The sequence below is a fragment of the Streptomyces sp. NBC_00028 genome, from assembly GCF_045041065.1.
In the GTDB taxonomy this organism is placed as follows: domain Bacteria; phylum Actinomycetota; class Actinomycetes; order Streptomycetales; family Streptomycetaceae; genus Streptomyces.
This window is the reverse complement of record NZ_CP108293.1, coordinates 6162786-6182218: the sequence shown is the minus strand read 5'-3', so window position 1 is coordinate 6182218 and position 19433 is coordinate 6162786. Positions and strand designations below refer to the sequence as shown.

16 protein-coding genes are annotated in these 19433 nt (G+C 69.9%); 7 read left to right on the top strand and 9 right to left on the bottom strand.

The window, feature by feature from the left end; all coding sequences use genetic code 11:
- Positions 1–50 precede the first annotated feature (50 nt).
- Positions 51–578 (top strand): hypothetical protein, encoded by a 528-nt coding sequence (locus OG885_RS27765; RefSeq protein ID WP_405736306.1) that lies wholly within the window; start codon positions 51–53, stop codon positions 576–578.
- Here the strand turns inward: OG885_RS27765 and OG885_RS27760 are convergent.
- From OG885_RS27760 to OG885_RS27745, 4 genes are read right to left on the bottom strand one after another with little or no spacing between them, the layout of a single operon-like run.
- Positions 561–1151 (bottom strand): hypothetical protein, encoded by a 591-nt coding sequence (locus OG885_RS27760; protein WP_405736303.1) that lies wholly within the window; start codon positions 1149–1151, stop codon positions 561–563. The two genes, OG885_RS27765 and OG885_RS27760, sit on opposite strands and share 18 nt — an antisense overlap.
- Before the next feature lie 5 nt (positions 1152–1156).
- On the bottom strand, positions 1157–2548 hold the full coding sequence (locus tag OG885_RS27755) for a hypothetical protein (RefSeq protein ID WP_405736300.1): 1392 nt from the start codon (positions 2546–2548) through the stop codon (positions 1157–1159).
- 43 nt (positions 2549–2591) lie between these two features.
- Positions 2592–2894 carry a hypothetical protein gene (locus tag OG885_RS27750; RefSeq protein WP_405736298.1) on the bottom strand — a complete coding sequence of 101 codons (303 nt, stop codon included), beginning with the start codon at positions 2892–2894 and terminating at the stop codon, positions 2592–2594.
- Positions 2879–3514, bottom strand: a complete 636-nt coding sequence (locus OG885_RS27745; protein WP_405736295.1) for a hypothetical protein — start codon at positions 3512–3514, stop codon at positions 2879–2881. The genes OG885_RS27750 and OG885_RS27745 overlap by 16 nt, the downstream gene beginning before the upstream one ends.
- 499 nt (positions 3515–4013) lie before the next feature.
- Between OG885_RS27745 and OG885_RS27740 the strand changes: the two genes are divergently transcribed.
- From OG885_RS27740 to OG885_RS27720, 5 genes are all read left to right on the top strand, one after another.
- Positions 4014–6410: a proprotein convertase P-domain-containing protein gene (locus tag OG885_RS27740; protein WP_405736293.1), complete on the top strand. Its 2397-nt coding sequence runs from the start codon at positions 4014–4016 to the stop codon at positions 6408–6410.
- A gap of 134 nt (positions 6411–6544) precedes the next feature.
- Complete coding sequence (locus OG885_RS27735; RefSeq protein WP_405736291.1) at positions 6545–7159, top strand: hypothetical protein; 615 nt, start codon at positions 6545–6547, stop codon at positions 7157–7159.
- Positions 7159–7392 (top strand): helix-turn-helix domain-containing protein, encoded by a 234-nt coding sequence (locus OG885_RS27730; RefSeq protein WP_399961555.1) that lies wholly within the window; start codon positions 7159–7161, stop codon positions 7390–7392. Before OG885_RS27735 ends, OG885_RS27730 begins: the two co-directional genes overlap by 1 nt.
- A 350-nt stretch (positions 7393–7742) precedes the next feature.
- Positions 7743–8507: a hypothetical protein gene (locus OG885_RS27725; RefSeq protein WP_405736289.1), complete on the top strand. Its 765-nt coding sequence runs from the start codon at positions 7743–7745 to the stop codon at positions 8505–8507.
- 169 nt (positions 8508–8676) lie between these two features.
- The gene (locus OG885_RS27720) at positions 8677–9216 is read left to right on the top strand and encodes a GNAT family N-acetyltransferase (protein ID WP_405736286.1); all 540 of its coding nucleotides are present in this window, start codon (positions 8677–8679) and stop codon (positions 9214–9216) included.
- A gap of 63 nt (positions 9217–9279) precedes the next feature.
- Here OG885_RS27720 and OG885_RS27715 read toward each other — a convergent pair whose 3' ends face one another.
- From OG885_RS27715 to OG885_RS27695, 5 genes are all read right to left on the bottom strand, one after another.
- Positions 9280–11616, bottom strand: coding sequence for a proprotein convertase P-domain-containing protein (locus OG885_RS27715; RefSeq protein WP_405742911.1), 2337 nt, complete (start codon positions 11614–11616; stop codon positions 9280–9282).
- A 262-nt stretch (positions 11617–11878) separates the two neighbouring features.
- A complete protein-coding gene (locus OG885_RS27710; RefSeq protein ID WP_405736283.1) occupies positions 11879–13144 on the bottom strand; it encodes an acyltransferase in 1266 nt (421 codons plus the stop codon).
- Positions 13141–15333 carry a bifunctional polysaccharide deacetylase/glycosyltransferase family 2 protein gene (locus OG885_RS27705; protein ID WP_405736280.1) on the bottom strand — a complete coding sequence of 731 codons (2193 nt, stop codon included), beginning with the start codon at positions 15331–15333 and terminating at the stop codon, positions 13141–13143. Before OG885_RS27705 ends, OG885_RS27710 begins: the two co-directional genes overlap by 4 nt.
- The gene (locus tag OG885_RS27700; RefSeq protein WP_405736278.1) at positions 15333–16010 is read right to left on the bottom strand and encodes a hypothetical protein; all 678 of its coding nucleotides are present in this window, start codon (positions 16008–16010) and stop codon (positions 15333–15335) included. Before OG885_RS27700 ends, OG885_RS27705 begins: the two co-directional genes overlap by 1 nt.
- A gap of 1057 nt (positions 16011–17067) precedes the next feature.
- Positions 17068–18039, bottom strand: coding sequence for a LysR family transcriptional regulator (locus tag OG885_RS27695; protein WP_405736276.1), 972 nt, complete (start codon positions 18037–18039; stop codon positions 17068–17070).
- Positions 18040–18140: 101 nt separating this feature from the next.
- On the opposite strand from OG885_RS27695, the gene OG885_RS27690 reads away from it, so the two are divergent.
- Entirely contained in the window at positions 18141–19409 is a 1269-nt protein-coding gene (locus OG885_RS27690; protein ID WP_405736274.1) for an MFS transporter, read from the top strand.
- The last annotated feature ends 24 nt before the right edge of the window (positions 19410–19433 follow it).

The following is a 19433-nucleotide window of genomic DNA, read 5'->3' as shown; positions in this document are numbered from 1 at the left end:
CCGCGGCCTGGCTATCCTCTAGCGGACCCCGCACAGGAATGGGAGGGTCCATGTCCGCCGAGTCGAGGGCCGAGGGGCCTCAGGCGTCGCAGCGCAGCAAGCGCTCTGTGGCCGGGAACATCGCCTTCGGTGTGGGGGTCGTCGTCGTGCTGGCGGCGATGGCGCTCGGCGTGTACGCGGCCGTGGCGCTGCTCGGGGACGCGGTGGACCGGGCGCCGTTGTCCGATGTCGTGCCCGAGGACGGGCGGATCGCCCTGGTCATCGGGGGGATCGCCGTCGGTGGCATCACCGGGCTGCTGGTGCCGGTGATCGTCTTCGGGATGGTCAAGAGGGGCGAGGCTCGGGTCGGGCTCGTGGGCGCCCTGCGGAAGATCCTCGCCGTGCTCGTGTTCGATGTGTATCTGCTCGTCGTCGCGCTGGTGGTGGCCCAGCTCGGGTGGGTACTGCCGAAGCAGCTCGTCAATGTCCTCGGGGTCTTCGCCGTCGGGTTCAGCTGGATGCCGCTCGCGATGCTGCCGTGGGAGAAGCTCGGGCTCGGGGAGCCTTTGATCAAGCGGCGTTCACGTCAGGCGGAGTGACTGCGCCAGTTCGTCGGCCATCCCCGCCAGCGCCTCGCCCAGGCCCGGGGAGTTCCAGAGGAGGCGGCACTCCAGTGCCGTACCGGTGAAGCGGGCGGGCAGGACGTAGTGGGCGACGCCCTCGACGATCTCGCCGGAGGAGGAGTCCGGGGCCGTGGGCTCCATGCGCTGGACGCGGAGGGCCGGGCCCAAGGGGAGGTCCACTTCCTCCAGCAGTTGGGTGCCGAAGAACGGGCCCTCCGCCTGCCCCACCTCCGCGCGGAGGGTCGTCACGGTCGACACCGGCGGGACGCGCACCTCACGGACTGTGTAGCTCGCCAGGACCGGGGTGTCCGGCGGGGCGAGAAGGGACGCGCACAGGGCGTTCTGGCGGCGGGCCGCACCCCAGTACCAGAGGACGTCCGTGGCGAAGGCGTCGTACAGCTCGCGTGGTGCACCCTCCAGCAGGTGTTGCTCGGCCACCTCGCGCGCCCACGCCTCGGGGTCCTCGGTGCGCAGGTCCAGTACCAGCCAGTTGTGCGGGGCCGGGAGGTCCACGCGGCACTCGCTCCAGTCCGCCGTACCGGTCGTCATCCGGGTCACCGTCCCGCCAGCGACGCGTCCGGGCCCGTCACGTCGATCTCGTCGTCGCCGCCGAACAGGCCGACGAAGCTGTTGGTGTCGGAGCCCGCGCCGGTGCCGGTGGCGCCCAGGGCCCAGGAGTTGTAGGAGAGGGCCTGCTTGAAGGCGTCCGGGGTGCCGATGAAGTTCAGGTCGGTCGGGTCGATGTTCTTCATGCGGCCGAGTTCGTCGACCATGCCGGGGCCGACGTACATGCTGGCGAGGCCCCGGGCGCCGGCCGTGTTGTAGGCGTTGCGGGCGGCGGTGAGGTTGTCGCCGACCTTGAAGAGGTCCCGCCAGTTGCCGCGGATCGTGCCGAGGTCGTCGGCGAAGGAGCGGGGCAGGCCCTTGAAGGCGGCGGCGAGGGACACGTCGGGCAGGGCGCCCGCGCCGTTCGCCCCGGCGCGCGGGCCGACCATCGCCTCGACGAGGCGGCGGCGGGCGGCGGAGTTCATGCCCCGGTTCCAGGCGCGGACGTAGTCGTCGGCGGCCTGCCAGACGCGGCTGCGGCCGACGGTCGCGGCGAGCTTGGACCCGGCGGAGAAGACCCGGCCGATACCGAAGGTGGCCAGGCCCAGGGCGTCCATGGCGACATCGCCCCAGGAGCCGTCGCCGTTGAGGGCGAGGAGGACGTGACAGACCAGGGAGATCACGGTCATCACCAGCGCGATCGTGCCGAGCACGCCCGCCAGCGCCTGGCCGATGATCGGGATCCAGCCGACGAGCAGCGCGAGGATGCCGCAGACCGCGGCGATCGCGCCCGTGATGTCGCTGATGATCTTCAAAGCGTCGCGCAGGTCGTCCAGCCACGAGTCGTTGAGGCCGTCGCCCTCGGTGGTGTCGTGGATCTTCTTGGCGGCCTTGTCGCCGGCCTCCTTGTGGCGCCGCTTGACGTCCGCGAGCTGACCGCGCAGGCCGTCCAGACCGTCCTGGATGTCGGTGACCTTCTTGTCGAGCTTCTTCTGGTCGGCCTCCTCGGTGCCCTGCGGCGGGTTCGAGGCGCTCGACTTGGCCTTGGTGAGATCGCCGGCCTTGGTCTCCGCGTCGCGCAGCAGCTTGTCGGCGTCCTCCTGGATGGTCTCCAGGTCGGTGTAGTACGTCTTCAGCGCGGACGCGGCATCGGCGTAGCGGTCGTGCGCCTTGCTCACCGTCTTCGCGGTGTCGTTCGCCTTGTCGGCGAAGGCGCGTCCGGCCTCGGAGTCCCAGCTCTCCTGGTTGCCGAGGCGGCGCAGTGCGGCCGCGGTGTCGGTGATGGTCCTGGCGGTGGCCTCGAAGCGGCGGGAGAGGGCGGTGAGGTCGGTGACGTCGCCGGGGACCGGGTCGCCGCTCTCCCCCAGCACCTCCCAGCGGTGGTCGGCGGGGCGGGTCATTTCTCGTCCCCCTTGCCGACCACTGCCTGCCTCCCCTTGCCGATCACTTCTTCTTCCCCTTGCCGATGAGCGCGTTGTAGAGCGCGGTGTCGAGTTCCTTGTACGCCCTGCCGGACTCGTGGGCGACCTGGCCGAGGCCCTGGATCTCCTCGATCATCTTCTTGCGGTTGTCGTCCCAGCCGTCGGAGAAGTCCTGGAGCCGCTCGTGCAGTTGCTGATGGCCGACCGTGCGGAGGTCGTACTGGTCCATCAGCTTGTCGAGTCCCTCGAGTTCGGTGGCCACCGTGCGCAGTCCGGTGCCGGCCGTCTCCAGGTCGTCCGTGGAGACCCTCAGTCTCTCGCCCATGTCTCGTCATCCCCCGTGTCGTCCTGCCGCTGCCAGTGCAGCGTTGCGGCGATCGCGTCGAACAGTTCCACCATGGCGTCGGCGATCGGTTCCAGCGGTGTGCTGAAGGTGAGCATCAGCACCTCGTCGCGGTCCGGGACCGGTACGAAGTACTCGACGACCGTGTCCTGGAACTCCGACCCCAGCTTCCGCGACTGCCGCGACCGCTCCCGCCGCACCAGCCGGGCCGCCCGCCCCACCGCGGGCAGCTTCGTCAGCCCCACCTCGCCGGAACCGGCGAGCGCGGCCACGGCGTCGAGCCCGTCGAATTTCTGGTGCAGGCGGGAGACGAGCAGCGAGGCGGACAGCGGGATGCCGCCGACCTCCAGGAAGGAGAGGTACAGCACGACGCCGCCCTGCTCGACCCCGGCCTCGGCGGTGTCGCGCAGTTGTTCCTCCGCCTTGCGGCGCAGTACGGGCTGGTCGTCGACGCCGGCGAACTGCCGTCTGATCAGCGCGGCGATGGACGCCTCACGGCGGTCCCGCGGCTGGAGCGGCATGCGGTACCAGTCCACGGGCGTGATCAGCCCGAACACCGGCGCGGCTCCGGCGGGCGGGGCGATGGCGGGTTCCTGGCTCAATTTCTTCGGTCTCTCGGTGGTGGTGCGCGGCAGCGCCACCGTAGCGGGGCCCCGGGAGCGGACACCAGAGCGAGTGGTGGGGTGGAGGGGATGTGCCGGGGCGGGCGGGAAAGTGGTGTGGACTGCTTCCGTTTTGCGGACGTGATCAACTTTCCCGCGTCACTGTCCAGTTGAGGGCCGCGGACGGACGGGCACGGCTTTTGCCTGAGCAACCGTACGGCGACGTCGGCTCCGGATTTTGGGGTCTTGCGGTGGTGATCACCGCCCCCTAATGTCTGCGGTGATCAAGCGGATCCGTCTTTCTCCGCCGCCGTGGTCGGCCTTGCCGCCACCTTCCCCTACGGCCTCCCGACGGAACACGCCCAGTGCGTGACGTCCGCAGGCAGTTCTCTTTTCCTCGCTTTCTTCTCATCCGGCTTTTTCGCTGCTTTCCGCGCGCCGGAATTCCCTCTCTCCCACCCCGCATGCTCCGGCATGCCCTGCTGACTTCGAGAGACCCATGAACAGACGGATCTGGGCTGCCGTCATCACGTCCGTGATGGCCGCCACCCTCAGCGCGATACCCGCCCACGCCACCGACACCACGTCGACCACCTCGACGGCCACCACGGCCGACGACCCGATCGACCCGCCCCTGTACGACCAGACCGCCGACGGGGACACCGTCCGCGTGAACGTCGTCACCGAGAGCCGCGCCGACCTCTCCAGCGCGGCGAGCGTCGGCGACACACTTCAGTCCTTCGACACCCTGCCCATCGTCACCCTGCGCGTGAACAAGTCCGGGCTGGCCGAACTCGCCGCCCAGGACGGCGTCGTGAGCGTCACCGAGGACGGTCTCTCCGCGCCCTCGCTGGACGAGAGCATCCCGGTCATCGGCGCCGACACCGCCCACAAGGCCGGCAAGACCGGTGCCGGCAGTGACATCGCGATCATCGACACGGGTGTCGCCACCAACCACCCGTTCCTCAAGGACCGGATCGTCGCCGAGGCCTGCTTCTCGCCGATCGACGCCGCCTACGGAGCCACCAGCCTGTGCGGCAACGGCGCGGCCACCCAGGAGGGCACCGGCGCCGCCAACTCCGCGGCCGGCGCCTGCGCCACCCTCGACGGCTGCGACCACGGCACCCATGTCGCCGGCATCGCCGCAGGTGACGGCACCGGCCTGACCGGCGCCCCGGCCACCGGTGTCGCGCCGGACGCCGGCATCGTCGCCATGCAGGTCTTCTCCAAGTTCGACTCGACCAAGTACTGCGGCGCCGCCAACCCGTGCATCCGCAGCTTCACCAGCGCCCAGATCGCCGCCCTGGAGAAGGTCTGGCAGCTCCAGCAGGCCGGCACTCCGATCATCGCCGCCAACCTGAGCCTGGGCTCGGCGAGTTACACCAGCGCCTGCGCCAAGGACGCCCGCGCGGCGGCCATCGACAAGCTCTACGCCGCCGGTGTCGCCACGGTCGTCGCGGCCGGCAACAACGGTTCGGCCACCGCCGTCACCGCCCCCGCCTGCGTGCCCAACGCCGTGTCCGTCGGCGCCACGACCGACGACGACGAGGTCGCCTCGTTCTCCAACCACGGCCCGCTGCTGGACGTCTTCGCCCCCGGCAACGGCATCGTCTCCTCGGTCCCCGGCGGCACCTACGACTCCATGAGCGGCACCTCCATGGCGGCCCCGCACGTCGCCGGCGCCCTCGCCGTCCTGCGCCAGGCCTACCCGACCGAGGGGCTCGCCAGCCTGGTCTCGCTGCTCGCCACCACCGGCAAGCCCATCACCGACGAGGCGGGCGTGACCGTCCCCCGGATCGACGTGGCCAAGGCGGTCGCCGCGGTCGAGCCCAAGCCCGAGGCGGACAAGAAGCCGCGCGCCTTCCAGGTCGACAACGACAAGGACGTCGCCATCCCGGACGCGCCGACCGGCGGCACCGGCACCGCGGTGACCTCGCCGATCACCGTCGCCGAATACCCGGGCAACGCGCCGAAGAACCTCAAGGCGTACGTCAACATCACCCACGCCTTCCGCGGTGACGTGAAGCTGGAGCTCGTCGCGCCGAACGGCACGACCCATCTGCTGAAGGCCGCGAGCGCCTCCGACGGCGCCGACGACATCGTGGCGACGTACACCGTGGACGCCTCCGCCTCCGTCGCGGGCGGCGAGTGGAAGCTGCGGATGACCGACACCGACGACGGGGACGCCGGCACGCTGACCACCTGGTCGCTGATCTTCCCGACGCCGTTCGAGAACACCACCGCCCAGACCATTCCGGACTCCGGCACCCTCAGCTCGACCATCGCCGTCACCGGGATCGACGGCAACGCCGCGGGCCCGCTCCAGGTCTACACGAACCTCACCCACACCAGGATCGGCGACCTGAAGCTCACCCTGACCAGCCCGGACGGCAAGTCGTACATCCTCAAGCCGTACGGCTCCGAGGCCGGCGGCACCCTGGCCACCACGTACGGCGTGGACGCCACGGACGCGGTCGCCAACGGCACCTGGACCCTGAAGGTCACCGACTCCGCCACCGGTTCCACGGGCACCCTCACCGGCTGGTCGCTCGGCTTCCCGTCGTACGAGAACCAGACCGTGAAGGCCATCCCGGACAAGAACTACACGGAGATCTGGACCAAGACCGACGGTCTGTCGGGCGTCGGCTCCGCCAAGCTCAAGGTGTACGTGGACATCGAGCACGACTACCTGGGCGACCTCAAGATCGACCTGATCGCCCCGGACGGCTCCCTGCACCTGCTCAAGGACAACGGCGAGGAGCCCGGCGGCACCCTCAAGAAGGTCTACACGGTCGACGCCACGGATCTGCCGGTCAACGGCTGGTGGAAGCTCCGCGTCGACGACGTGGCCACGGGTGACACCGGCACGGTCGGCAACTTCGTCGTGAGGTTCTGACACTCGATCAACTGCCTTACGGCTGCGCCCCCGCACCTCTCCTGGTGCGGGGGCGCAGTCGCTTGCGCGGCTTATCGTTTCTCGATAACATCGAAACTCGATACATCGAAAAACGATAAGCGAGGCGGGGGATCATGTCCGAGGACCGGAAGATGCTGGAGCCGATGGCGACGGTGGTGTCGATAGCGCTGCGGGTGCTGTTGACCCTGGTGACGCTGGGGGTCGTCTTCAGAACCGTCCACGGCGGCTGGGGGAGCAGCAGCGTCTGCGTCACCGACGACTCGACCGGTGGCTCCGCCGGCGCCAACCGCTTCTTCCCCGAGCAGGGGGTGGACGTCGGCACGATCCCTCAGTACTGCGCCTCCGAGCCCGGCACCTCCCTGCACCTCTTGGACGAGCTCAGCGCACTGCCCTCGGCACTGCTGCTGATAGGTGGCCTCTTCCTGCTGCACCAGCTCCTCAAGGGCGCCGCCCGCGACGGCGTCCACACGGCCCGTACGGCCTCCCGGTTCCGGCTCCTGGGCTGGTGGCTGCTGCTCGGCAGCCTGCTCTCCGAGCTCGTCGAGTCGAACCTCAAGGCAGCCGTGCTCGCCGAGCTGACCACCAACCACGACCTCACGGCCGGCTCCTGGCTGGGCCTGTGGTCGGCCCCCTACCTCCTCGTCCTCACCGGCCTCGGCCTCCTCACCTTCGCCCGCATCACCCGCGCCGGCGCCGCGATGCGCGAGGACCTCGAAGGGGTCGTCTGATGGCAGAGGACGAGCACGAGGGCCATGACATCGAGGTCCATCTCGACAAGCTCCTCAGCGAGCGCGGGATGACCGTGACCGAACTCGCCCACCGCGTCGGCGTCACCAACGTCAACCTGTCCGTCCTCAAGAACGGGCGCGCCAAGGCGATCCGCTTCACCACCCTCACCCGGATCTGCGAGGTCCTGCAGTGCCAGCCGGGTGACCTGCTCAGCTACCGACCCAAGTCATAGGGAGACACGACATGTTCGGCGCCATGGACACCAGCATGAAGATAGTGATCGCCGTCGTCGCGGCCGCCCTCATCACGGGCGTGATCCTGCTCGGCCGCTGGCTCACGAAGAAGTAATCCGCGGAAAGCTCAATTACGCCTCAAATAAACAGACCTGAGTTCCCCACAAGCTCAATTGATGCTCAGGAAAGGCTATTTGAACTTCCCACCCCCCCATTCCGTGCGGAAGGATCAAGGCAAGCGGGAACGCCGAAGGGGAAAGGCGGAACCGCTTGTAGGGGGGCGAATTATCGCGCTTTCCCTACTGCTTATTTCAGTTCGTGTACTCATCCACGTACGGAGGCAGTAGATATGCGTACCACGACGAAGATGAACCGGAAGCGGCTCGTGGGCGTGGCCGTCGCCACGGCGGCGGCGATCACCATGGCGGCCATGCCGGGCTCCGCGTTCGCGGACGACACCACCGGTACCACCCCCGAGGCCTACGAGTCCTACCTCGTGGAGCAGGTGGAGCTCGGCGACAGCGACGCCCAGGAGACCCTGGACCAGTACTCGGCGCTCTCCGACGGCGACAAGGAACAGTTCGTCGACCTGCTGAACGATCCTCAGCGCGGCCAGGAGCTGGGCGACTTCATCTCGGACGTCTCCGACGTCGAGTCCATCGACGAGGAGAACTACACCACCGAGACGAGAAAGGAAGCCGCGGACGGCGATGTCGTCCTGGAGGCCACCCTCGCCGTCGAGGAGACCGAGACGCCGCCGACCACCGAGGAGGAGCTCGCCGACCCGAGCGCCCGGTACTACGACCGGAGCGCCTGGTACTCCGTCTCCGACACCATCTTCGGTGTGAAGGTGACGACCGTGAAGATCGGCGTGAACTACCGCACGACCTCGTCCCGTGTCGTGAAGGTCTACAACGGCTGGGCCTCGCACCGGAACTACGTGCCGTTCGCCGACTTCTCCAACAGCCCGGTCAAGGAGTGGATCTCCGCCGACCCGGCGAACAACGCCACCGCCGAGACCATCTGGCAGGGCAAGTGGGCCGGCTTCTCGTGGGACGCCCGTGAGCGCATCTGGGCCGACCAGAGCGGCTTCAAGGGCGGCTACCTCAAGTAGGCCCCCGGTACCCGTAGCCGTACCCGCACCGGCAGAGCCGGTCGTGTCGAGCATCTCGCTCGGCGCGGCCGGCTCTGCCGGTTTTCCGCGCGCAACAGGGTTCGCGCACACATGGGTTCGCGTACAAAACTGTTTGCCGCCGGCCGGTCCGGCCCGATAGGAAGCCTGCATGCTTAGAGGCAGCAAGGTCGGGCTGAGGGCCCGGCACGAGGACGACGTCCCGGTTCTTCAGGCCGAGCTCTACGACGACGTGGTCAACACCTCGCGGGCCGACGGCCGGCCGTGGCGGCCGATCCCTCCGGGCCCGGGCGGGAAGTTCGTGGCGGACCCCACGGACCAGGACAACCTCCCGTTCTCCGTGGTGGACCTGGAGAGCGGTGAGCTGGTCGGCGCCGCGACGCTGTGGGGCGTCGACACCCACAACCGGTTCGCCCACATCGGCCTCGGCCTGCTGTCGTCCGCCCGCGGCAAGGGTTACGGCACGGACGTGGTCGCGGTGCTGTGCCACTACGGCTTCGTCGTACGGGGCCTGCACCGGCTGCAGATCGAAACACTGTCGGACAACATCCCGATGTTGCGCTCCGCCGAGCGCAACGGCTTCGTCCGCGAGGGCGTGCTGCGCTCCGCGGCCTGGGTGCTGGGCGAGTTCATGGACGAGGTGATCCTCGGACTGCTCGCCGAGGAGTGGAAGCAGGGTGTGCAGGAATAGTCGGCGGCAACGCAAAAAGGCCCGGCCGGGTGATCCCGGCCGGGCCTTTCGGTCATGTGGTGGTCAGAACGTCAGCGCCCAGTCGTCCAGCGTGCCCGTCCCGCCCGCCGACTTGTCGGCGACCTGGAGCTTCCAGGTGCCCGCGACCGGAGAGGCGCTCGCGTCGACCGTGTAGACCTTGTTCAGCGTGCCGCCCGGGTCCGTGCCGTCGGTGGCCTTCACCGCGTACACCAGCCCGTTGGGGGCGACCAGGTCGATCTTGACCTCGCCGAGCCAGTCGTGGGTGAGGGCGAGGGAGAGCTTCAGGGTCTTCGGCGAGTTGCCGGAGACACCGCTCACCGTGATCGGCGCCTGGAGGGTGCCCGCGTCCGGGATGGCGTACGTGGACTGGCTCTCGATCGACGGGAAGGTCAGGGACCAGTTGTTCAGGGTGCCCGTGCCGCCGGCGGACTTGTCGGCGACGAGGAGCTTCCAGGTGCCGTTGGCCGCGGAGGCGCTCGCGTCGACGGTGTACGTCTTGCTGAGCGTGCCGCCCGGGTCGGTGCCGTTGGTGGCCTTCAGGGCGTACGTCTGACCGTCCGGAGCCACCAGGTCGATCTTCACCTCGCCGAGCCACTCGTGGGTGAGGTTCACGGACGCCTGGAGCGCGCCGGAGGCGTTGCCGGTGACGCCGCTCACCGTGAGCTCGGAGGTGAGGGTGGCCGCGTCCGGGACGGCGGCGGAGCCGGTCTTGGCGAACGGGGTCGGGAACGTCAGCGCCCAGTCGTCGATGGTGCCGGTGCCGCCGGCGGACTTGTCGGCGACCTGGAGCTTCCAGGTGCCGCTCGCCGGGGAGACGCTCGCGTCGACGGTGTACGTCTTGGTCAGCGTGCCGCCCGGGTCGGTGCCGTTGGTGGCCTTCAGGGCGTACGTCTGACCGTCGGGAGCCACCAGGTCGATCTTGACCTCGCCGAGCCAGTCGTGGGTGACGGCCACGGAGACCTGGAGGTTCTTGGGCGCGTTGCCGGTGACACCGGAGACGGTGATCGGGGACTGGACGGTGCCGAGGTCCGGGACGGCGTACGAGGCGTCGTTGAGGATCTTCGTACGGCGGGTGGTGTCGGCGGGCTCAGGGGCGGGCGCGGGCGTCGCGGCGCCGACCGCCTTGCCGACGTCGATCCGGGGGACGGTCACGCCGGCCTCGTCGGTGACCGGCGTGCCCGTCGACTTCAGCAGCGCCTCCAGCTCGGCCAGCGTCTTGTCCGGGTAGGCCTGGCGCAGGACGGCGAAGGCACCGGCGACGTGCGGGGTCGCCATGGAGGTGCCGCTCTTGGAGTCGTAGCCGGTGAGGACGGAGGAGACGATGCCGTTGCCGGGGGCGAAGACGTCGAGCAGCGGGCCGTGGTTGGAGAACGAGGCGACCTCGTCGTCGTCCGTGGTGGCGCCGACGGAGACCGCGTTGGGCACACAGGCCGGGGCGGTCACCGCGGTCGCGCTGCCGTTGTTGCCGGCCGCGACGACGGTGGCGACTCCGGCGTCGTAGAGGCTGTCGATGACGGTCTTGCGGGCGTCCTTGGTGCAGGCGGCGGAGTAACTGGCCGAGCCCAGGCTCAGGTTGGCGGCGACGATGGGCGTGCCGGCCTGCTTGAGCGCGAGGACCTTCTCCAGCGCGGCGATCTGGGCGCTGGTGAAGCTGCGGATGCACGGGTTGGTGGCGCCGCAGTACTTGGTGGAGTCGAGCCGGGAGAAGACCTGGATGGCGACGATGTCGGCGCCGGGGGCGACGCCGGTGGCGGGGGCCCCGCTCAGTCCGGTGCCGTCACCTGCGGCGATGCCCGCGACATGGGTGCCGTGGTCGCACTCGTCGATGTCCGCGCAGGTGTTCGCGGAGTTGGCGGCGCCGGTGCCCTCCTGGGTGGCCGCGCCGTTGCCGCACAGACTGGTGGCGCCGTAGTTGGGGTCGACCGGGGAGAAGCAGGCCTCGGCGGTGATCCGGCCCTTCAGGAAGGGGTGGTTGGTGGCGACGCCGGTGTCCAGGATCGCGATGGCGCTGCCCTTGCCGGTCCTGCCGGCCGCGATGGCCTTGTCGGCGCCGATGACCGGGATGCTCTCGTCCAGCGAGGGCGCGACCAGCTCGTCCTCGGTGACACTGACGACGCCCGGCTGGGCGGCCAGGTCGTCCAGGCCGTCCTTGTCCACCTCCAGGGTGACCACGGGCAGGGTCTGGAAGGACAGCAGGGTCTCACCGGCGCTCGCCGCGTTGGAGAGATCGCCGCGGTCCTCGGTGACGACATTGACGCGGACGGTTCCGCCGTCGGCGGTCTCGTCGTACAGCGGCGGGTCGACCGGATCGGATTCCGTGACCGCCGTGGTCGGTATCTCGGCGGCGTAGGCGGGAATTACTCCAAGGCTCACGGTCATCATCAAAGTGGCGACCGTCGCCCATATATGTCTCTTCATGGCACTCTCGAAATAGGAAGGTGAATTACCGTGAATTACCCCGGAGTTGTCCAGGACACGGTTTCGCCTTTCCCCTTCGGCGTTGCCGCGCAGGCATGATCCTTCCACGGGCTACATGCCGCGAGCGAGAGCTACTTGAGTCTTCTGAGCTTCAATTGAGCCTGATCCCGCGTTTTTGAGCTTCAATTGAGGCTCTGTTTGAGCCTCAATTGAGAATGACTCATCAGGCGCGGTGCGAACCGGACTTGGCACGCATCCGCTTCCCCTGCGAACCGTCCGGCCACAGCTGCGGCTTGCGCTTGGCGGCGAGGTCCTCCGCCCAGCCGAACCAGACGATGCAGCTGCCGATGAGGATCCAGGCGAAGACGAGCACCGGCCAGGGGCTCTCCAGGAACCAGGAGAAGTGCTGCCACATCAGATCGATGCCCCACAGCCGGTCCCAGATCGTCATGGCGACGACGATGCAGGTGTTGTGCCACAGATAGATCGTGACGGCACGGGAGTTGAGGAGCGTGATCGGCCGGTCGAAGCGCCGCAGCCGCTTGGGCCACTCGGACCAGGACGGGCTGACGTGCAGCAGGATCATGACCGTGCCCAGGGACCACAGGGCCTGTGCGAAGGGCATGCTGTCGAGGTCGTTGCCCTGGGAGAAGTCGTGCCGGGTCGCGTACCAGAGGCCCAGCAGGGCGATCGCGGGCGCGACGGACGGGACGACATAGCGCGGCAGCTTCTTGAGGATGCCCTCCTGGTGGGCCATGCCGAGGATCCAGCAGGCGCCGAAGGTGCTGAAGTCGGTGAGGGCGGAGGGGAACCGCTCGCCGGGCAGGGTGAGGTAGCCGAACTCGAAGGCGGCCGACAGCGCGATCGGCGCGAAGACCGTGGCGACCGGCAGGGCGCGCAGCGCCTTCAGCAGGAAGGGCGACAGCAGGACGTACCAGAGGTAGGCGCGGATGTACCAGAGCGGTCCGGCGAGGTCCACGGCCCAGTTCTCGGCGAGGTAGCCGTGGATGCCGGGCAGGCCCTCGGCGTACGGCGGGTCGCTCAACGGCAGGACCCAGTAGGTGAGATGGAGCCACCACCAGCCCGGGTGGCCGTCGTCCGAGGGGCCCCAGCCCTGTACGACCATGCCGGTGACGCCCACGACCCCGAGCACCCACAGCGGGGGCAGCAGCCGACGGATGCGGCTCTTGATGACCTGGGCGGCGGGGCGCTTCAGCGAGCGCGCCATGAGGTTGCCGGCGAGGGCGAACATCACGCCCATGGAGGGGAACACCAGCGGCAGCCATGCCCAGCCGGTCAGGTGGTAGAGGACCACGCGGAACAGGGCGAGGGCCCGCAGCAGGTCGAAGTAGCGGTCGCGGACGGGTCCCTTGGGCCGGGCGGCCGGTTGCTCGGCCGGTTGCTGCTGCTGCTCGGGGACGGTCGGTACGAGGGGAACGGTCACGTCCACGGCTTTCTGCGACGAAGGGGGGTAGTACGGCGTGCTCATCGGGCGGACCCCCCGCCCACGGCCTGCCGGTGTCCGGTGGGCGCGGTCGGCGGGGCGGACACGCCACCCTTGCGGCGCAGCTTCTGCCAGCGCAGCCGGCCGCCGGTGAGCGCCGTGATCCAGGACTGGAGCAGTACGACGTACATGAGCTGGCGGTAGAGGATCTGCTGCAACGGCAGCGAGATCAGCGGGGTCAGGCGCTCCCGGTCCAGGATGAACGCGTAGGTGGCGCAGACCAGTTGGATGGCGAGGACGCCGAACCAGGCGAGGATCGTCTTGTCGGTGGGCCCGAAGACCAGCCCGTAGACGAGGAACACGTCGATCAGGGGGGCCAGCAGCGGCGCGAGGACCATGAAGAGGGAGACGAGCGGCAGCCCGACGCGGCCGAAGCGACCGGAGGGACCGCGTTCCACCAGCGCCCTGCGGTGCTTCCAGATCGCCTGCATGGTGCCGTACGACCACCGGTAGCGCTGGGACCACAGCTGCTGGACGGACTCCGGGGCCTCGGTCCAGGCGCGGGCCTTCTCGGCGTAGACGACCCGCCAGCCGTCCCGGTGCATCGCCATGGTGATGTCGGTGTCCTCGGCGAGGGTGTCGTCACTCATGCCGCCGACCCGCTCCAGGGCGGAGCGGCGGAACGCGCCGACGGCGCCGGGGATGGTCGGCATGCACTGCAGGACGTCGTACATCCGGCGGTCGAGGTTGAAGCCCATCACGTACTCGATGTGCTGCCAGGCGCCGATCAGGGTGTCCTTGTTGCCGACCTTGGCGTTGCCCGCGACCGCGCCGACGCGCGGGTCGGCGAAGGGCTGGACGAGTTCGCGGACGGTGGCCGGTTCGAAGACGGTGTCGCCGTCCATCATCACGATCAGGTCGTACCGGGCGTTCGCCAGGCCGCGGTTGAGGGCGGCGGGCTTGCCCGCGTTGAGCTGTCTGATCACGCGTACGTTGGGCAGCCCGAGCCCTTCCACGAGCCGGGCCGTCCCGTCGCTGGACCCGTCGTCGATGACGATGACCTCGATGGGATGCTCGCTGCGCATCAGTGAACGCACGGTGTTCTCGATGCACTTGGCCTCGTTGTACGCCGGCACCAGCACCGACACCGGTTCGGTGACCGGCAGCGGGCCCCAGCGGAAGCCGGGGCGGCGGGTGCGGCGGGCGTGGATGCCGGAGAGCAGCAGCATCAGTCCGAAGCGGGCGAAGACGAGGAACCCGATGACCGCGAGGCCGACGACCAGGACGCCGGTGATGTTGTCGGAGGCGTCGACGAGGAAGACCCAGGCCTGGCCCTTCCACAACTCCGGGCCGGTGACCGGGGTGTGCGCGCTCGGGGCGTGCAGGGCCTCGGTGAGGTTCTGGAACTTGTAGCCCTTCTCCTTCAGCTGCGGGAGGAGCTGCTCCAGCGCCTGGACCGTCTGGTGTCGGTCGCCGCCGGAGTCGTGCATGAGGACGATCCCGCCGTGCCCGGCCTTGGGCGTGGAGTTGCGGACGATCGCCGCCACGCCCGGCTTGCGCCAGTCCTCGCTGTCGGTGTCGTTGACGATGGTGATGTAGCCACGGCTGCCGATGTACTCGGTGACCGGCCAGGAGTTGTTGTCCATGTTCGCGGCCTTGGAGGAGTACGGCGGCCGGAACAGCGAGCTGCGGATGCCCACCGAGCCCGCGAGCGCGAGCTGGTTCTGGGAGAGCTCCCAGTCGATGCGCTTCGTCGACTGGTAGGACAGGTCGGGGTGGTTGAAGGTGTGCAGCCCGATCTCATGGCCCTCGTCGACCATGCGCCGGACGAGGTCCGGGTAGCGGGAGGCCATGGTGCCGGTGATGAAGAAGACGGCGTGCGCGTTGTTCTTCTTCAGGGTGTCGAGGACCTTCGGGGTCCAGGTGGGGTCCGGGCCGTCGTCGAAGGTGAGGACGACGCTGTCGTCCGGCACGGTCATGCTGGTGCTGCGGCCGCTGCGGGTGTCGATGACCGGGCCGCCCTTGAGGATGTCCTGGGGCACCTTGTCGTTGGCGGTGGCGGGGGCCACCCGGTAGTCGGCGAGGATCTCGCTGTGGACGTAGCCGCGCAGCATCAGCATCGCCGTCATCGCGACGAGGACGAGCAGCGGCAGCAGCAGGCGCAGGGGCAGACGGCGACGGGAGCCGTCACGGGCTCCGGTCGCGGGCCCGGGACGGCTTGAGCGGGATGCCATCAGAGGGTGTTCTCCAGGGATGGTGCGGTGGAGCGGCCGGACGCGGTGTTCGCGCCGTCGGCGACGTTGTCCGTACCGGTGCCGGCGCTGCCGCCGGCCGGGGAGTCGGACGGACCGGGCGGGGTGGTCGGCGGGGTGACCGACGGGTTGGGCGAACTGGTGGTGGGCTCGTCGGTGGGCTTCGCCGAGACGGAGGGGTGGGTGACCGGACTGGTCGCGGTCTTGGTCGCCGTCGGCTTCGGGTCGGCGGAGGCGCCCGGGGTGGTGGCCGTGGCGGAGGCGCCGGGCGCGGTGGCGTCGGCGCCCGGTGACGGCGTCGCGCCGTCACTGAGGGTCGGCGAGGCACCGGGCGACACAGCGGCGTCGTCGGTCGGCGCGGCCGGGTCGGCGGGCAGCGGCGTGGTCTCCACCTGCCCGGCCTCCTTGCCCTCCTGGCCCGGCACGGGCAGCCAGGGCGCGTTGGAGTTCCCCGACAGCAGGGTGCTCACGATGACGACGGCGTAGATCGCACAGGCGATCCCTACGAAGATCCCGATACGCCGGAATCTCCGACTCCGCCGCCCCGACTCATCGACGAAGACGGGCCCGTCGGACCCCTCACCCACGGCACCACCACCGGCCTGCCCGACGATCCGCTGATCGGCCCGCAACGCCACGGCGTCCAACTGGACGGTCACCTCATGCGGGTCATGGGCACTACCACCGACCCCATCAGCGCCACCGGCCACATCAACACCGTCCAGAGCCCACGGGTCCCGGAAGGCGTCCCCGACAGCGGACCCAGGGCTCAAGCCAAGCCCGGCCCCGGAACCAACCTGCGAGCCGGAACCAGCCCCAGAACCGAGACCGCCACCCGAGCCGGAACCGGCGCCGGAGCCAGAGCCGGAGCCGGAGCCAGAGCCGGAGCCGGAGCCGGAGCCGAAAGCGGAGCCGGAGCCGAAAGCGGAGCCGGAGACGGACTCACGACCGGATGCGCGGCCGAGGCCAGACTCATGGCCGGCGCCGGCACCCGAATCGGAACCGGAGCCGAAAACAGAACCGGAGACGGACTCACTGCCAGATGCGCGGCCGAGGCCAGACTCATGACCGGCCCCGGCACCCGAGCCGGAACCGGAGCCGAAAGCAGAACCGGAGACGGACTCACGGCCGGATGCGCGGCCGAGGCCAGACTCATGGCCGGCCCCGGCACCCGAGCCGAGACCGGAACCCGAGCCGAAGGCAGAGTCGTAGGCCGACTCGCGGCGCGGAGCGGGGCCGGGCCCGAAGTCGCGACCCAAGCCGGACCCGAAGCCGGACCCGAAGCCACGCCCGGATTCACGGCCGAAGCCCGAGACGGAATCGGAGTCACGGCCCGGCCCGGCGCCCGGGTCGGCGCTGGGGCCGGCGTTCGGGACGGAGGCGGGCTCGGGCCGGGGCGGGGACTTCGGCAGTGTCTCGGTCGGGTCCGTGGAGGCGAGGGCTTCGGTTCCTCTCGTCTCCGGGAACGCCTGGGTGCCGTCCGTCGGCGCAGGGAACTCCCTCGTCCCGGATGCCGCGTCGGGCCATTCCGGTTGGGCGTCTTCTCGCCATTTGTTTTCGCGCACGCAATCCCCCCACGGGACGGTTCCGGGTGCGCATACGACTCCGGGCACCCGTCGACCGAACCAGGCCCCCACCCGGTCCGAGCGCCCCCTTTATCACATGGTGCTCAGGCGACGAATGTAGCGCACACGAGGCAGGCGTGTTTGCCGTGTGTCACTTGTGGACATTTTCGATCTCCATGTCGATGGCCGGAAACCACCCCTCAGCGGGCCGATCCAGCCACCCCTCCGCCGCCGACAGCTCGGCCGCCGCACGCCGAAGGGCGTCGAACCCGGGGTGCACCAGCCCCTTCCGCCACACCAACGAGACGGGCGACAGCGGCACCGGATCGATCAACGGCCGCAGCACGGTCGACGGCATGGCCGGAAAGTCCACCACGGCGAGAATCGGGTTCCGTGTCTTGGCCATGATCCGCTGGAACTCCTCGTGACCGACGGCCATCGGCGCGGGTGAGGCCACCTCGATCCCCCGTCCCTCGAACAGGTGCCGCGCCAGGTCGGTCCACTCGGGCGTCCGGGGATTCCCGGCCCCCGCGTAAACCTCCTCACCGGCCAGCTCGGCCAGCGGCACGGCGTCCAGTGCCGCCAGCCGGTGGTCCTCGGGCAGCACGACCGCCATGGGTTCGAGCCGGACGAGCTGATGACCGAGCCCCGCCCGCAGCGCCGGCTCCAGCCCCGCGAACCGGCCGAAGGAGGCGTCGAGACGACCGGCGAGGATCTCGGCGGCGGCGCCCGTCAGACCGCTCTCGTAGCGGGCCATCAGCTCCTGCTCGGGGGCCAGCTCACGGGCCCGCAGCAGCACCCGGCGCCCGGTGCCGAGCCCCGGCGAGTTGACGTCGACGAGCAGCGGCCGGGCCTGCCCGAAGGCGGCGATCAGCTCGTCCTGCGCGGCGAGCACCCGCCGCGCGTGCGGCACCAGCCGCTCCCCGTCACCGGTCAGCGTGACCTGCCGGGTGGTCCGCACGAAAAGCTCGGCACCCAACTCCCGCTCCAGCCGCCGTACGTCCCGACTGAGCGCCTGCTGGGCCACGTACAGCCGAGCGGCGGCGCGGGTGAAGTGCAACTCCTCGGCGACCGCGAGAAAGGCGCGCAGCAGACGGGGATCGAGATGGCTCGGGGCGGGCATCCGGCGAACCTACCTCCACCTCGGCATTGACAACAGAGGTGCGTCAATCACCGCGCGGCAGGTGTTGGACCCCGAGATCACCCACCGGCGACGGTGGACCCATGCCGCAACCGACCCACCGCCGCACCCTCTTCACCACCACCGGCGACATGCTGGTCATGGCCGACCTCACCCCACGCCCGCCCCGCGCACCCCGCCCGCCCGGCCCCTACCGCCGCCTCTTCACCCACCCCGGCACCCGCGCCTTCACCGCGGGCAACCTGCTGGCCCGGCTCCCCATGGGCATGTTCAGCGTGAGCGCGGTCGTCATGATCGCCGGGACGCGGGGTTCGTACGCCCTCGCCGGCGCCGTCACCGCGACGGGCCTCGCGGCGACGGCCGTACTGGCCCCCTTCACCGCCCGCCTCATCGACCGCCACGGCCAGGCCCGCGTCGCCGTACCCGCCACGCTGCTGGCCGCCCTCGGCTCGCTCGCCCTCCTCCTGTGCGTGCGCCACGACGCCCCGGCCTGGACCCTGTTCGCCGCGTACGCCGCCACCGCCACGACCCCCAACATCGGCGGTATGTCCCGGGCCCGCTGGGCCTACCTCCTCAAGGGCGACGACAAGGCGCTGCACACCGCGAACTCCTTCGAGCAGGCCGCCGACGAGCTGTGCTTCATGCTGGGCCCGGTCCTCGCGGCCCTGCTCTGCGGGACCCTCTTCCCGGAGGCGGGCACGCTGGTCGGAGCCGTGCTGCTGGTGACGGGAATGCTCCTGTTCACGGCCCAACGCGCGACGGAACCCCCACTCCAGCGACACGCTCCCGCGAAGACTCCGCTACGGGCCCCGGGCATGCCCCCGCTGCTGCTCGCCTGTCTGGCCATGGGCGCGGTGTTCGGCTCCATGGAGGTCGTCACGATCGCGTTCGCGGACGCGCGCGGCCATGCGTCGGCGGCCGGGCTCGTCCTCGGTCTCCAGGCAGCGGGTTCGTGTGCGGCGGGCCTGGTGTACGGCGCGCTCAAACTGCGCGGCCGGGCCGAGGACCGCCACCCGTGGTGCGTGGCCGCGATGACCGCGCTCCTGACCCTGCCACTCCTGGCGGCGGCCACGACCGGCTCCCTGCCCCTCCTCGCGACCGCCCTCCTGATCGCCGGCATGGCAACAGCCCCCACGATGGTCACCACGATGACCCTGATCCAGGAACGCACTCCCCCGGGCCGCCTGAACGAGGGCATGACCCTGGCGGTGACGGGCCTGTTGGGCGGCATAGCAGGAGGCAGCGCGCTGGGAGGCTGGGCAGCCGAGCACATATCGACAACGGCGGGCTACGGCATACCGCTCACAGCAGCAGCCGTAGCCTTGATGATCACGCTAGCGACAACCCCCTAGGGGCGCGGGGAACTGCGCGACCAG